Origin of the sequence: Sinomonas atrocyanea, from assembly GCF_001577305.1 — a bacterium.
GTDB lineage: Bacteria > Actinomycetota > Actinomycetes > Actinomycetales > Micrococcaceae > Sinomonas > Sinomonas atrocyanea.
In genome coordinates this window covers 290177-303092 of the sequence record NZ_CP014518.1, presented here as the reverse complement: position 1 = coordinate 303092, position 12916 = coordinate 290177, and the positions used below count along the sequence as shown (strand labels likewise).

12 protein-coding genes are annotated in these 12916 nt (G+C 73.2%); 4 read left to right on the top strand and 8 right to left on the bottom strand.

The features are described from left to right. Nucleotides 1-46: 46 nt before the first annotated feature. Entirely contained in the window at nt 47-1162 is a 1116-nt protein-coding gene (pstS, locus tag SA2016_RS01455; RefSeq protein ID WP_066494564.1) for a phosphate ABC transporter substrate-binding protein PstS, read from the bottom strand. A 224-nt stretch (nt 1163-1386) separates the two neighbouring features. Between pstS and SA2016_RS01450 the strand changes: the two genes are divergently transcribed. The 3 genes from SA2016_RS01450 (at nt 1387) to disA (ending at nt 5193) form a co-directional block, all read left to right on the top strand. Beyond that, nucleotides 1387-2532 (top strand): FUSC family protein, encoded by a 1146-nt coding sequence (locus SA2016_RS01450; RefSeq protein WP_066494562.1) that lies wholly within the window; start codon nt 1387-1389, stop codon nt 2530-2532. A gap of 64 nt (nt 2533-2596) precedes the next feature. Next, on the top strand, nt 2597-3994 hold the full coding sequence (gene radA / locus SA2016_RS01445; RefSeq protein WP_066494560.1) for a DNA repair protein RadA: 1398 nt from the start codon (nt 2597-2599) through the stop codon (nt 3992-3994). 122 nt (nt 3995-4116) lie between these two features. Then, nucleotides 4117-5193, top strand: a complete 1077-nt coding sequence (disA, locus tag SA2016_RS01440) for a DNA integrity scanning diadenylate cyclase DisA (protein ID WP_066494559.1) — start codon at nt 4117-4119, stop codon at nt 5191-5193. Nucleotides 5194-5209: 16 nt separating this feature from the next. On the opposite strand, the gene SA2016_RS01435 is transcribed toward disA, so the two are convergent. Then, nucleotides 5210-5929 carry a hypothetical protein gene (locus SA2016_RS01435; RefSeq protein ID WP_066494558.1) on the bottom strand — a complete coding sequence of 240 codons (720 nt, stop codon included), beginning with the start codon at nt 5927-5929 and terminating at the stop codon, nt 5210-5212. Nucleotides 5930-6049: 120 nt separating this feature from the next. Here SA2016_RS01435 and SA2016_RS01430 point away from each other — a divergent pair, with 120 nt between their 5' ends. Further along, nucleotides 6050-7051, top strand: a complete 1002-nt coding sequence (locus SA2016_RS01430; protein ID WP_141305413.1) for an iron-sulfur binding domain-containing protein — start codon at nt 6050-6052, stop codon at nt 7049-7051. Nucleotides 7052-7136: 85 nt separating this feature from the next. Here the strand turns inward: SA2016_RS01430 and SA2016_RS01425 are convergent, their stop codons facing one another. The 6 genes from SA2016_RS01425 to SA2016_RS01400 all read right to left on the bottom strand — a co-directional run bounded on the left by SA2016_RS01425 (nt 7137) and on the right by SA2016_RS01400 (nt 12815). Continuing rightward, nucleotides 7137-7685: an amino-acid N-acetyltransferase gene (locus tag SA2016_RS01425; RefSeq protein WP_066494557.1), complete on the bottom strand. Its 549-nt coding sequence runs from the start codon at nt 7683-7685 to the stop codon at nt 7137-7139. A 78-nt stretch (nt 7686-7763) separates the two neighbouring features. Then, nucleotides 7764-9866: a S9 family peptidase gene (locus SA2016_RS01420; RefSeq protein WP_066501804.1), complete on the bottom strand. Its 2103-nt coding sequence runs from the start codon at nt 9864-9866 to the stop codon at nt 7764-7766. 223 nt (nt 9867-10089) lie between these two features. Then, the gene (gene dhaM / locus SA2016_RS01415) at nt 10090-10764 is read right to left on the bottom strand and encodes a dihydroxyacetone kinase phosphoryl donor subunit DhaM (RefSeq protein WP_066494555.1); all 675 of its coding nucleotides are present in this window, start codon (nt 10762-10764) and stop codon (nt 10090-10092) included. Then, nucleotides 10761-11396, bottom strand: a complete 636-nt coding sequence (gene dhaL, locus SA2016_RS01410; RefSeq protein ID WP_066494552.1) for a dihydroxyacetone kinase subunit DhaL — start codon at nt 11394-11396, stop codon at nt 10761-10763. The genes dhaM and dhaL overlap by 4 nt, the downstream gene beginning before the upstream one ends. Further along, on the bottom strand, nt 11396-12397 hold the full coding sequence (dhaK, locus tag SA2016_RS01405) for a dihydroxyacetone kinase subunit DhaK (RefSeq protein WP_066494550.1): 1002 nt from the start codon (nt 12395-12397) through the stop codon (nt 11396-11398). The genes dhaL and dhaK overlap by 1 nt, the downstream gene beginning before the upstream one ends. A gap of 148 nt (nt 12398-12545) precedes the next feature. After that, nucleotides 12546-12815 carry a hypothetical protein gene (locus SA2016_RS01400; RefSeq protein ID WP_066494544.1) on the bottom strand — a complete coding sequence of 90 codons (270 nt, stop codon included), beginning with the start codon at nt 12813-12815 and terminating at the stop codon, nt 12546-12548. Nucleotides 12816-12916 lie beyond the last annotated feature (101 nt).

Here is a 12916-nt window from a genome sequence, read left to right as displayed (position 1 = left end):
CCGCCCCGGCCGGAATCGGCCGGGACGGGCAGGCACGGCGCGGAAATTAGGACTTGACCTTGATCGAGTCGATCGCGGTCTTGGCCTTGGCGGCGAGGTCCGAGGAGAGCGGGGCGCTCTTCGCGGCCGAGGCGGCGGCCTTCTGGCCGGCGTCGGAGACCACGTAGGTCTCCCAGGCCTTCACGAGGTCGGCCGTGGCCTGGTCCTTGTAGGCCGTGCAGACGACGTGGTACGACACGAGCACGATCGGGTAGGCCGAGGAGTCCGTGGGCGTGCGGTCCAGGTTCAGGGCCAGGTCGTTCGCGGCGCGGCCGGAAGCCGGCTTGGACAGCGCCACGGCCTTCGCGGCACCGTCGGCGGAGAGGGCCACGAACGTGTTGCCGACCTTGACCTTGGCCTTGCCGAGGCTGCTGGTCACGGCGGAGTCATCGGCGTACGCGAACGCACCGGGGGTGTCGGTGACGGTCTTGACGACGCCCGAGGTGCCCTTGGCGTTCTCGCCCGGGAGCGAGGACGGCCAGGTCTGGGCGCCCTTGTCGGTCCACACGGACGGGGCGGCGGCCGCCAGGTACTCCGTGAAGTTCTGGGTGGTGCCCGAGTCGTCGGAGCGGTGCACGGGGGTGATCTTCAGGTCCGGGAGGCTGACACCCGAGTTGTCCGCGGCGATCGCCGGGTCATTCCACTTGGTGACCGTGCCGCGGAAGATCTTGGCGATCGTGTCCGGGGTGAGGTTGAGCTCCTTGACGCCCGGGACGTTGAAGGTCACGGCGATCGGGGAGATGTACACCGGGATGTCCATTGCGCCGTCGGGGCCGCAGACCTGCTTGGCGGAGGTGAGCTCCTCCGGCTTCATCGCCGCGTCGGAGCCGGCGAACTGGCTCGCGCCGGAGATGAAGGTCTTGCGGCCGGCGCCGGAGCCGTCCGGCGAGTACTGGACGGTCACGCCGGGGTTGGCCTGGGTGAAGCCCTGCTTCCAGGCGTCGATGGCGGAAGCCTGGGCGCTCGAACCGGTGCCGGTGAGCGTGCCGGTGACCTTGGAGCCGGAAGCGGCGGCGGTGTTCTGGGTGCCGGTCGCGTTGTCGGAGCCGCAGGCGGAGAGCGCGAGCGCGCCGGCAGCGACGACAGCGACGGCCGAGAGGCGGCCGAAACGGAGTGCCTTCACGAAGATTGCCCCTTCTTGGGTGGTGTGGGTGCGTACGAGCCGTACTGTTGTCGAAGCTAGGGCCGACAGGTAACGAGTCTGCGCGCGCATGGTTAACGAAAGATGAACTGCACGCGGATTCGCCGTGACCCTTGGCCCTAAGACTTGCCATCTTCATCACACCGCACTAATGCACCATCCCCGCGGCCCCTGCGGGCTGGGGTCGCTCCCTAGACTTGGCGTCTATGGACACGAAGGGCGCCCCGGCCGCGGCGCGGGCGTGGTCGATCGCGCGCGACTACCTCAAGGACCTCCAGTCCTCGGGCACCGTGCGGGTGCGCCGGTCCCTCATGCCCGCGGTCGGCATGACGCTCGGCGCGGTGCTGGCGTACTTCATCGCCGAGTACGTGCTGGGGCACACCGCCCCGATCTTCGCGGCCACCTCCGCGCTCGTCTCGCTCGGATTCGGCCGGGACCTCACGGTGCGCAAGGTGCTCGAGGTGGCGGTCGGCTGCACGCTCGGCATCGCCGTGGGCGACCTGCTCATGCACCTGCTGGGGGCGGGGCTCTGGCAGGCCGGGGTCATCCTGTTCATCTCGATCCTGCTCGCGCGGTTCATCGACCGCGGGGTCATCCTGGCGACCCAGCTCGGGGTCCAGTCGCTGTTCGTGGTGCTGCTGCCCCCGGCAAGCGGCGGGCCCTTCACGCGCAGCCTCGACGCCATCGTGGGCGGCCTCATGGCCCTGGCCATCACGGCCCTCTTCCCCCGCGATCCCCGGGTCCAGCCCCGGCGGGACCTGCGCGAGCTCGTCGACGCATTCTCCACGATGCTGCGCGAGTGCGCCGGCGCCCTCGCCGAGGCCGACTCGACCCAGGCGTGGCACGCCCTCGTCCGGGGCCGGGGCTCGCAGGGCAAGGTCGACGCGATCCGGGCGAGCCTCGTGGCCTCCTCGGAGGTGGCGCGGCTCGCCCCGGCGTACCGGCGCCACCGGGCGGAGCTCGAGGAGATCGAGACGGCGGTCGAGTACCTCGACCTCGCCTTGCGCAACGGGCGGGTCGTGGCGCGGCGGCTCGCCTCGGTCATCAACAACGCGGCCCTGGCCGAGGGCGCCGCGGAGAGCATCGCCCAGCTGCTCGAAGACACTGCGGATGCCCTCGAGGACGTGGCCCGGGGCCTCATCGCCGAGCGCCAGGAGGAGCGCAGCGCGCAGATGCGCTCGGCCCGGCTGGCCCTGTCCGAGATCGCGGCCCGCGTGCACCCCCGCAAGCTGCGGGTCGAGCGCCTCGAGGGCGAGGCCCTCGTGATCCTGCTGCGGCCCATGGTCATCGACCTGCTCGAGGCCACCGGCTACGACCGCCAGGAGGCGGTCGCGCTCTTGCCGCGCCTCTAGGCTCGCGGGCCGGCGCCGGGTCCGCCGTGCGAGAAGTGTCGGCACCCTGCAATAGCCTTGGCGCATGGCGACCAAGACCTCTACGCGCACGGCGGCACGCTCCGGGAAGGCACCGGGCTACCGCTGCGCCGAATGCGGCTGGACCACCGCCAAATGGGTGGGCCGCTGCGGGGAGTGCCAGGCGTGGGGCACCGTGGAAGAGGTCGGCGGAGTCGTGGCCCGGACGACGGCGGCGGCGACCGTCCTCGAGGCAGCGCGCCCGATCGCTGAGGTCGACGCGACGGACGCGGCGTTCCTGCCCACCGGGGTCGGCGAGCTGGACCGGGTGCTCGGCGGCGGCCTCGTCCCGGGGGCGGTGATCCTGCTCGCCGGCGAGCCCGGGGTCGGCAAGTCCACCCTCCTGCTCGATGTCGCGGCCAAGGTGGCCGGGGGCGGGAAGGACGTCCTCTACGTCACGGGCGAGGAGTCCGCCGCCCAGGTCAAGCTGCGCGCCGAGCGGATCGACGCCGTCGCTCCGCGGCTCTTCCTCGCCTCGGAGACCGACCTGTCGCAGGCCCTCGGGCACGTCGAGAAGGTCGCACCCCAGCTGCTCGTCGTGGACTCGGTGCAGACGCTCTCGAGCCCCGAGGTGGACGGGAGCGCGGGCGGTGTCTCCCAGGTGCGCGAGGTCGCGGCCTCGATCATCGCCGCCGCGAAGCGCCGCAACATGACCACCCTCCTCGTCGGGCACGTGACGAAGGACGGCTCGATCGCCGGCCCGCGGCTGCTCGAGCACCTCGTCGACGTGGTCTGCCAGTTCGAGGGCGAGCGCCACTCGCGGCTCAGGCTCCTGCGCGCCGTCAAGAACCGGTACGGGCCCACGGACGAGGTGGGCTGCTTCGACCTCGCCGAGACCGGGATCATGAGCGTGGCAGACCCCTCCGGGCTGTTCGTCTCCCGCACCAAGGACCCGGTCTCGGGCACGTGCATCACCGTCACCCTCGAGGGCCGCCGGCCGCTGCTGGCGGAGGTGCAGTCGCTGCTCGCGGAGTCGGCCACCTCGCAGCCTCGGCGCGCCACGAGCGGCCTGGACTCCTCGCGCGTCTCGATGCTCCTCGCGGTGCTGCAGCAGCGCGCGGGCTGCCTCCTGCACAAGGACGACACCTACGTGGCGACGGTGGGCGGGGTGCGGCTGAGCGAGCCGGCCACCGACCTCGCCGTGGCGCTCGCCGTCGCGTCCGCCAAGACCCGCACGGCGCTCCCCCAGCGGCTCATTGCCTTCGGCGAGGTGGGCCTCGCCGGCGAGGTCCGCCCGGTCCCGGGGATCGGGCGGCGCATCCAGGAGGCGCACCGCCTCGGCTTCACCCATGCGGTGGTGCCCGCGAGCCCGAACGGACCGGGCGAAGTGCCTCCGGGCTTCCGGGTCAAGGAGGTCAGCCACGTCGCCGAGGCCCTCGAGCTCCTCATCCCCGGCGCCGAGTAGGGCCCGGGTCGTGCCCGAATCGTTGCCTTCCGCGCCCTGACAACCGTCTCCGCCCGCGACACGCGCGGATACCATGGGAACCGTGCTCCGCGCCACGCGCGGCGCAGGAAAGGGAAACACTCATGGCTCGGACCCCCGAGGACGTGCTCAAAGCCACCTTGGCCCGGGTCGCACCCGGAACAGGCCTCCGCGACGGCCTCGAGCGCATCCTGCGGGGCCGGACGGGTGCGCTGATCGTCCTCGGCTATGACCGGACGGTCGAGTCGCTGTGCTCGGGCGGCTTCGAGATCGGGATCGAGTTCTCCCCCACCCGGCTGCGCGAGCTGGCGAAGATGGACGGGGCGATCGTCTGCGACCGCGACGCCCGCACCATCGTCAAGGCCGCGGTGCACCTCGTCCCCGACTCCTCGATCGAGACCCACGAGTCGGGCACCCGCCACCGCACCGCGGAGCGCGTCGCGAAGCAGACGGGCCTGCCCGTCATCTCGGTGAGCCAGTCGATGCAGATCATCGCGCTGTACGTGCAGGGCATCCGGCACGTGATCGAGAACTCCGAGCGGGTCCTCGCGCGCGCCAACCAGGCCCTCGCGACCCTCGAGCGCTACCGCGCCCGCCTCGACCAGGTCACCCACTCCCTCTCCGCGCTGGAGATCGAGGCCATGGTCACGGTCCGGGACGTCGCCCAGACGCTCCAGCGCCAGGTCATGGTCCAGCGCATCTCGGAGGAGATCGCCCAGTACGTCCTGGAACTCGGCGACGACGGCCGCCTCCTCGCGCTCCAGCTCGAGGAGCTCACCACGGGGCTCGGGCCGGGCGCCGACGTCGTAATCCGCGACTACGCCGGGGACGGGGTGCCCCTCGAGACCATCGACGCCGCCGCAGCGGCACTGACCCAGCTCTCGAGCGTGGACCTGATCGACCTCAACAAGATCGCGGGCATCCTCGGCTACGCCGGCGGCACCGAGACCCTCGATGCTGTGGTCCAGCCTCGCGGCTACCGTCTCATCTCCGGCCTCAAGTCCGTGCCCCGGGCGGTCTCGGATCGGCTCGTGGACCACTTCGGTGGACTCCAGAACCTCATGGCCGCGACGATCGAGGACCTCATGACGGTGGACGGCATCGGCGAGCAGCGTGCCCGCACCGTCCGCGAGGGCCTCTCGCGCATGGCGGAGGCCAGCCTGCTCGACCGCTTCCTCTGAGACGTGGAGCCGGGCGCTACTTGAGCTCGAACACGGCCTTGGAGCTCGTGACAGGGCCGAGCGAGGCCGTCAGCACGTAGATGCCCGGTTTCGGTTCGCCCGTCACGGCCTTGCAGCCCTCCGTGCTGCGCACGCGCTGCCACGGGAAGTTGGCCGTCTCGGAGCCGCCGGCGGGGATCGTCTTGATCAGGTCCTGCGCGTCGGCCTGGCAGTCCTTGGAGGAGAAGATGCGGTCCGCGCCGCTGACCACGAGGAACTCCATCTGCGTGGTGCCCACGTTGACCGCGCACGGGACCGTGTTCCCGTTGGTCACCTTGAGGGTGAAGACCGGCTTGTCCGCGGGCGCGTAGCTCGCCTTGTCCGTCGCCGCCGAGACAGAGATGAGGTGCGGGTCGCAGGCCGGCGTGGCGCTCGGGCTCGGGCTCGGGGCCGCGGAACTCTGGGCTGCCGAGGCGGACGGGGCGGCCGAGGACGACGCCGGCTGGCTGGCCGCCGCCGAGTCCGTCGCGGACGCGCTCGGGGCCGCCGCAGCGTCCGAGGACTGCGCCGGCCCGGGTCCCCCTGCACTCGAGCTCACGGCAGCCACTGCCGCCCAGACGCCGCCACCGAGGACGATCAGGATGAGGGCCATGAGGACGCCCACGGCGATGCGCCGGCGCCGGTACACCTCGGGGCTCTGGCGCCGCGCCCCCTTCGGTGTGCGCGTGCGTGCCCTGTCGTTGCCCTGCCCTGCCATGCTCCTAGGCTACGGAGCAATGGGCGGCCAGCTCCGCCCGGCGCGCCGCGGGCCGCTACAGTGGGACGCACCCCTCACCGTCCCGACCGCCGCGAGGCGTCCGTGTCCCGAAAGGCCCCCGTGACCGCTCCAGCCGCGACCCGCCGTCGTGCGCCAGGATCCGACGAGACCGCGTCCGGCGGGACCGGCGCGCTCGCGCACCTCCACACCGAACTCGCCGACTGGTTCTCGCGCGAGGCCCGGGACCTGCCGTGGCGTGCCGGCGACCGCACGCCCTGGGGCGTGCTCGTGAGCGAGGTCATGCTCCAGCAGACCCCCGTGGTGCGGGTCCTGCCGGTGTGGCGCGAGTGGATGGAGCGGTGGCCGAACCCGGCGGACCTCGCGGCCGAGCCGTCCGGCGAGGCGGTCCGCGCCTGGGGGCGCCTGGGCTATCCGCGACGGGCGCTGCGGCTGCACGCGGCCGCTGCCGTGATCGTGGCCGAGCACGGCGGAGAGCTGCCGGACACCGAGGAGGCGCTGCGGGCGCTGCCCGGGGTGGGCTCGTACACCGCGGCGGCCGTGGCCGCGTTCGCCTTCGGACGCCGGGCCACAGTGGTGGACACGAACATCCGCCGGGTGCACGCCAGACTCCTCGGCGGCGAGGCCCTGCCGGCCCCGGCGCTCACGGCGGCGGAGCAGCGCCGGGCGGCCGCACTGCTGCCGGAGGACACGGCCCTCTCCGTCGCGTGGAACGCGGCGGCGATGGAGCTGGGCGCCGTGGTCTGCACGGCCCGCTCCCCCCGGTGCGCGGCGTGCCCCGTCGCCGCCGAGTGCGCGTGGCGCGCCGCGGGCGAGCCGCCGCCCACGTACACGCCGCGCGGGCAGGCATGGCACGGCACGGACCGGCAGGTCCGCGGCGCGGTCATGGCCGTGCTCCGGGCCGCCGAGCATCCCGTGGCCCGGGTCCTGTTCGAGGCGCCCGTGCCCGGTGCTGCGGGGCCGCCGGCAGGGGGTGCCGTGACGGCCGCGCTGGGCAGGCTGCATGCCTTGGGGACCGGCCCCGACCAGCTTGAGCGCGCCGTTGCCGGGCTGCTCGCCGACGGACTCGCAGTCGAGGAGGCCGGCCGGCTGCGGCTGCCCTGAACGTCCCGGGCATTTCGACACAGCTCACGCCCCCTTCGGCGCATTTCTGCCCTGTACCGGCCGTGAGTTGTGTCGATATGCCCTCCTACTCGCGGGCGCGCCCGTGCAGCCAGCGGATCATGCGCGTGTTCCCGAGGGTGTTGGGCTTGACCCGGGCGAGGTCGAGGAACTCGGCGACGCCCTCGTCGTGCGAGCGCAGCAGCTCGGAGTACACCTCGGGGTCCACGCCGGACTGGTCGGCCATGACCTCGAAGCCGTGCCGCTCGAAGAAGCCCACCTCGAACGTGAGGCAGAAGACCCGCTGTACCCCAACGTCGCGCGCCTCCCGCAGCAGCTGCTCCACGAGCGCGTGCCCCACGCCGCGCCCGCGCCACGAATCCGCCGCGGCGAGGGTGCGGATCTCGGCGAGGTCCTCCCACATGACGTGGAGGGCGCCGCAGCCCACCAGCTCGCCGTCCGGCGCCTCGGCGACGCGGAACTCCTGGATGGCCTCGTAGTAGGCCACCGACTCCTTCGAGATGAGGATCCGGCGCTCGGCGAGCGGGGCCACGAGGCGCTTGATCGCCGCCACGTCTCCCGTCCGCGCCCGCCGGAGGGTAAAGGGCGGGGCAGGTGCGGCGACGGTCTCGGTCATGCGCTCCATCCTAGTTCCGGCGCATCGAGGCGCCCGGACGGCGCGGGGCGGCCCCCCGCCGGCCGGGCGCCCCCAGCGCTAGAGGCCGAGCTCCTTCGGCAGTTCCCGGGACTCGCCCAGGACGTGCTCGGCGAGGAAGGCGGACACCACGCCGTACCAGACCTTGGCGTGCTGGGGCTGGAGGATCCAGTGGTTCTCGTCCGGGAAGTACAGGAACCGGTGCGGGGTCCTGCCTTCGTCGTCCGCGGCGAGCTGCGAGGCGGAGAGGAGCTCCCACCACAGGCGCAGGCCCTCGCCGATCGGCACGCGGTAGTCCTTGTCACCGTGGATCACGAGCATGGGCGTGCGGATCTCGCCGACCGAGTGGTGCGGGGAGTTGGCCTGCATCATGGCCTCGTCCATCTCCTTGGCCCAGTACAGCGCCATGTCGGTGGTCGGGCCGAAGGCGTCGAGGGCCCACAGGCTCGCGTGCGTCACGATCGCGCGGAAGCGGTCAGTGTGCCCGGCCACCCAGTTGGCCATGTAGCCGCCGAAGGAGCCGCCCATCGCCGCCGTGCGCTCGGGATCGAGGTCGCCGCGCCGGAGCGCCGCGTCGGTGACGGCCATGAGGTCCGTGTACGGCTCGGCGCCCCACCGGCCCCAGCCGCGGTCGATGAAGTGCTGGCCGTACCCCGTGGACAGGGCCGGGTCCGGGAGCAGGACCGCGTAGCCCTGCGCCGCGAGCAGCCAGGGGTTCCACCGCCACGTCCAGGCGTTCCAGGAGCTGATCGGGCCGCCGTGGATCCAAAGGAGGAGGGGGTGCTTGCCGCCGTCGGGGGACTCCGCAGGGAGGGCGAGCCACGCGCGCAGCGGGGTCCCGTCCTCGGCGGTGGCCGTGACCTCCTCGAGGCGGCCGGGGATCTCCGGCCGTTCCACCGGGTTGCCCAGACGCGTGGTCTCGCCGGTCGCGAGGTCGATCCGCACGGCCTCGGGCGGGAAGAGGTAGGAGCTGCGCAGGGCGTACGCGGTGGCCCCCTCCGGCGCGACGAGGACGTCGGTGTAGGCCGCGTCGTCGTGCGTCACCGCGGTGGCCTCCCCGCTGGCGGGGTCGAGGCGGAACACGGGCGAGCGGCCGGCCTCGTCCGCGGTGACGAGCAGCGCGGAGCCGTCCGGGAGCCACGCGGCCGGGTGCGGCATCCGGTCCCACTCGGGCGCCAGGCGCCGCAGCTGCCCGGTCTCGACATCGAGGAGGTGGAGCTCGCTGCGGTAGGCGCTGGTCGGCGTCGTGTGCGGCTCGACGACCACGGCGACGGTCCGCCCATCCGGGCTCACCGGGCCGGCGGTGTAGTCCATCCGATCCTCGGACAGCAGCGTGCGGCGCGTGCCGGAGGCGACGTCGATCGCTATGAGCTCGCTGCGGAGGTCGCCCTTCGCGAGGGGCTTGGCGACCGAGGCGTAGATGGTGCGGCCGTCGGGGCTCGCGTGCGCCTCGCCGAAGCGGAGGGCGGGGCCGACGTCTGCGGTGAGGCTGCGGAGCTCGAGCGCCGGGGCGGCGTCCACCGTGGCGGGCTTGCCGGGCTCGGGCGCGGCCGTCGAGCGCTCGACGGCGAACAGCCGCGGCTCGGCGGGCCCGAGGTCGGAGTCCCAGAAGCGCACCGGGTAGGAGGAGTGCAGGATCGCCGCGACCTTGGCCTCCTTGCGGCCCTTGCGGCGTGCCTCGTCGTCGGCCTCGTCGGCGCTGCCGGGGAGCACGGACGCCTGAACGAAGGTCGCGTCCGCCTTCTGGGCCGTGATGACGCGGTCGACGCCGCCCGCGCGGCCGAGCACGACCCTCGCCTCCCCGCCGGCGCGCGGCAGGAGCCAGAGCGCGTTGACAGGCTCCTCGTCGGGCTTGTCCGGGTCGGGCCGGGCCGAGGTGAAGTAAAGGTCCCCGTTCGCGGCGAAGGCGGCCCCCGCCTCGCCCTTGGCGCTGCGGGTGATGCGGCGCGCCGGGGCGTGGCCGGCGGGGTCGATCTCCCACAGGGCGGTCCCGTACTCGGTGCCCTTGCCGTTCAGCGTCGCGACGGTGGTGACGAGCCGGGCGCCGTCGGGGCTCAGGGCCAGCCCGGAGAGGCGGGGCATGGCCACGTAGTGGTCGAGGTCGTGGAACGGCGTCTCCGGCCGGGCGGCTGGCTCTGCGGACGCGGGCGTGGTGCCGGCCATGGTGACGGCGGCGGTCTCGGCAGTCATGCCTCCGATTCAACCCCGCGATGTGGCGTGAAGCACAGGGGCGTTCACTGTTGGTGAAACACTCCTTTCACAACCCCCGGCCCTTTCTGGGAGTCACCTCCTGTGGGGCACCTCCTGTGGGGCACCTCCTGCGGGTACCCACAGGAGGTGACTTTCAGGAGGTGACCTTCAGGACGTGACTTTCAGAAGGCGGGGCTCAGTGTTCGCCGAAGCCCGCCTCGACCTGCTCGCGCACGAACGCGAGGGCCTGGGCGGCGTCGGGGCCCGAAGCCTCGACGACGAGCTGCTCGCCCTGGCCGGCGCCGAGGGCCATCAGCGCCATGACGGACTGGCCGTCGACACCGTTGACGGTCACCGCCGTGTCGAACGCCGAGAGGCGCCCGGCCAGGATCGCGGCGGGCCGCGCGTGCAGGCCCAGGGGATTGGTCAGCGTCAGGACGGCGGACTCCGTGGGCTCCGTGAGCTCGGGGGCCTCCTCCGCCTCGGCCCCGTGCACGGCCTCCTCGGCGGCCCGGGCCACCCCCTCCAGCCCCGCGCCCGCCTTCGACGCGACGGCGGCCGCGACCGCGCCCTCCACGAGCGCGGCGTCGGCGATCCGGACCTTGGCGCGCTGCTCGTCGTCAAGGAACTCGAGCACGGACTCGGCCGTCATGACCGCGGAACCGAGGTCTGTCAGGACCACGACCCCCTCCCCCGTGTCGGCGGCCACGATGCCTTCCATGACCTTCTCGAACGAGGTGCCCACCCCGCCGTCGTCCGTCCCTCCTGCCGCGACGAGGGGGACCCCGGCGGCCATCTGGGCGGCGACCTCGACCACGCCTTCGGCGAGGCGCGCGCTGTGGGAGACGATGAGCAGCCCGACTGGAGTCACGCCATGTCCCCGCTCGTGGCCGCGGTGACCGCGGCCCGCAGGATGTACGCGCTCGAGACGGCCCCGGGGTCGAGGTGGCCCGCGCTGCGTTCCCCGAGGTAGCTGGCCCGGCCCTTGCGGGCCACGAGCGGCTTCGTGGCCTGGGCGCCGGCCTCGGCGGCGTCCGCGGCGGCGGACAGCGCGGCCACGCCGTCCCCTGCATCCTGTGCGGCCTCGGCGGCCGGGGTCCAGGCATCCACCATGGTCTTGTCCCCCGACTCCGCCTTGCCGCGGGCCACGATCCCGTCCCTGCCGGCGGTGAGCATGGCCGCGACGGCCGATCCGTCGAGGGCGTCCGCCCCGCTGACCGCCGTGGAGGCGCGCAGGTAGGCCGTGCCGTAGAGGGGCCCCGCGGCCCCGCCCACCTTGCTCATGAGCATCATGGCGGCCAGCTTGAGCGCCGCCGCGACCGAATCCGGCGTCTCCTCGTCCAGCTTGGCCACGATGGCCCTGAAGCCCCGGTCCATGTTCTCGCCGTGGTCGCCGTCCCCGATCGCGCGATCGAGGTCGATCAGCTCCTCACGGTGCTCGGCGATGACCCGCGCACTCTCGCGCAGCCACCGCTCGGCCCAGACCGCGTCCAGTTCCGGCATCAGGCCCCCCACCGCAGGGCGGGCGTGTGCACGGGCGCGTCCCACAGCTCGGTCAGCTCGTCGTCGAGCCGCAGGACGGTCACCGAGCAGCCCTGCATCTCGAGCGAGGTGATGTAGTTGCCCACGAGGCTGCGCTCCACCGTCACGCCGCGGTCGGCGAGCAGCTGGGCGGCCCTGCGGTACACGATGTACAGCTCGGACAGCGGGGTCCCGCCCATGCCGTTGACGAACAGCAGCGCCTTCTCCCCCGAGCCGATCCCGAGGTCCTCGACCACCGGGGTGAGCAGGTGCTCCGTGAGCGCGTCCGCGGGCTCGAGGCCTACGCGGTGGCGGCCGGGCTCGCCGTGGATGCCGATGCCGATCTCGATCTCGTCCTCGGCCAGCTCGAAGCTCGGCTTGCCCGCGTGCGGCACGGTGCACGGGGTGAGGGCGAGCCCCATCGATCGGACGTTGGCCACGACCCGGTTGCCCACGGCCTCGACGGCGTCGAGCGAGTCTCCGCGCTCGGCCGCGGCACCGGCGATCTTCTCCACGAGGACCGTGCCGGCTACACCGCGCCGCCCGGCGGTGTAGAGGGAGTCCTCGACCGCGACGTCGTCGTTGACGAGCACGGTGCGCACCTCGATGCCCTCGGCCGCGCACATCTCGCCGGCGGTCTCGAAGTTGAGGACGTCCCCGGTGTAGTTCTTCACGATGTGCACCACGCCGGCCCCGCCGTCCGCGGCCTGGGTCGCCGGGATGATCGCGTCAGGGGTCGGGGAGGTGAAGACGGCCCCGGGCACCGCGGCGTCGAGCATCCCGCGGCCCACGTAGCCGCCGTGGAGCGGCTCGTGGCCGCTGCCGCCGCCGGAGACCAGCCCGACCTTGCCCTGCACGGCGCCGCCGGCCCGGCTGATGAAGATGGGGTCGGTGTGGACGGCGACGAGGTCCGCGTGGGCCAGGCCGAAGCCCTCCACCGATTCGTCGACCACCTTCTGGGGATCGTTGATGAGCTTCTTCATGGCGCGCTCCTTCGCACGGTCTCGCACGGCATCCCGGGTGTGCTTCGGAGCGTACCGCCCGTCGGCGTGCTTTGGACAGGGCGCACGACGGCGCCCTGCGCACCTTCCGTGCGGGGGCGCCGGCCGCGTGCCGCTCGGGCCTGCGGGATCAGCCCGGGCTCTCGGCCTCGCCGGGACGGGGCGTCTCGCCGGTGACGGGGTCCTGCTGCTCTCCGGCCCTGTCCTCGGCGGCCTCCTGGCCCGCGTTGCCCTGCTGGTCCGCGTTGTCCTGCCGGCCCGCGTTGTCCTGCCGGCCCGCGTTGTCCTGCTGGCCGGGCCCGGCCTGCTGGCCTAGCTCCTGCTCGGGGGTCGGCTCGCCGTAGCCGCCGCCCTCGCCGGTCTCGGTGGTCTCCGGGTTCTCGGAGTTCTGGCTGCTCATCGGGTCCTCCTCTGGCCGTGCGTGTGGTCTTCGGGTCGCCCGGTCACTGCCCCCTGGCGGCCGCAGCGAAACATCCGGGCACAGGTCCTCCCTGGGGCCGG

What these genes read in the sequence shown, in the direction of transcription:
- SA2016_RS01450 (WP_066494562.1), top strand. Translation starts at nt 1,387, where the DNA reads ATGGACACGAAGGGCGCCCCGGCCGCGGCGCGGGCGTGGTCGATCGCG.
- radA (WP_066494560.1), top strand. Translation starts at nt 2,597, where the DNA reads ATGGCGACCAAGACCTCTACGCGCACGGCGGCACGCTCCGGGAAGGCA.
- disA (WP_066494559.1), top strand. Translation starts at nt 4,117, where the DNA reads ATGGCTCGGACCCCCGAGGACGTGCTCAAAGCCACCTTGGCCCGGGTC.
- SA2016_RS01435 (WP_066494558.1), bottom strand. Translation starts at nt 5,929, where the DNA reads ATGGCAGGGCAGGGCAACGACAGGGCACGCACGCGCACACCGAAGGGG.
- SA2016_RS01425 (WP_066494557.1), bottom strand. Translation starts at nt 7,685, where the DNA reads ATGACCGAGACCGTCGCCGCACCTGCCCCGCCCTTTACCCTCCGGCGG.
- SA2016_RS01420 (WP_066501804.1), bottom strand. Translation starts at nt 9,866, where the DNA reads ATGGCCGGCACCACGCCCGCGTCCGCAGAGCCAGCCGCCCGGCCGGAG.
- dhaL (WP_066494552.1), bottom strand. Translation starts at nt 11,396, where the DNA reads ATGCCGGAACTGGACGCGGTCTGGGCCGAGCGGTGGCTGCGCGAGAGT.
- dhaK (WP_066494550.1), bottom strand. Translation starts at nt 12,397, where the DNA reads ATGAAGAAGCTCATCAACGATCCCCAGAAGGTGGTCGACGAATCGGTG.
- SA2016_RS01400 (WP_066494544.1), bottom strand. Translation starts at nt 12,815, where the DNA reads ATGAGCAGCCAGAACTCCGAGAACCCGGAGACCACCGAGACCGGCGAG.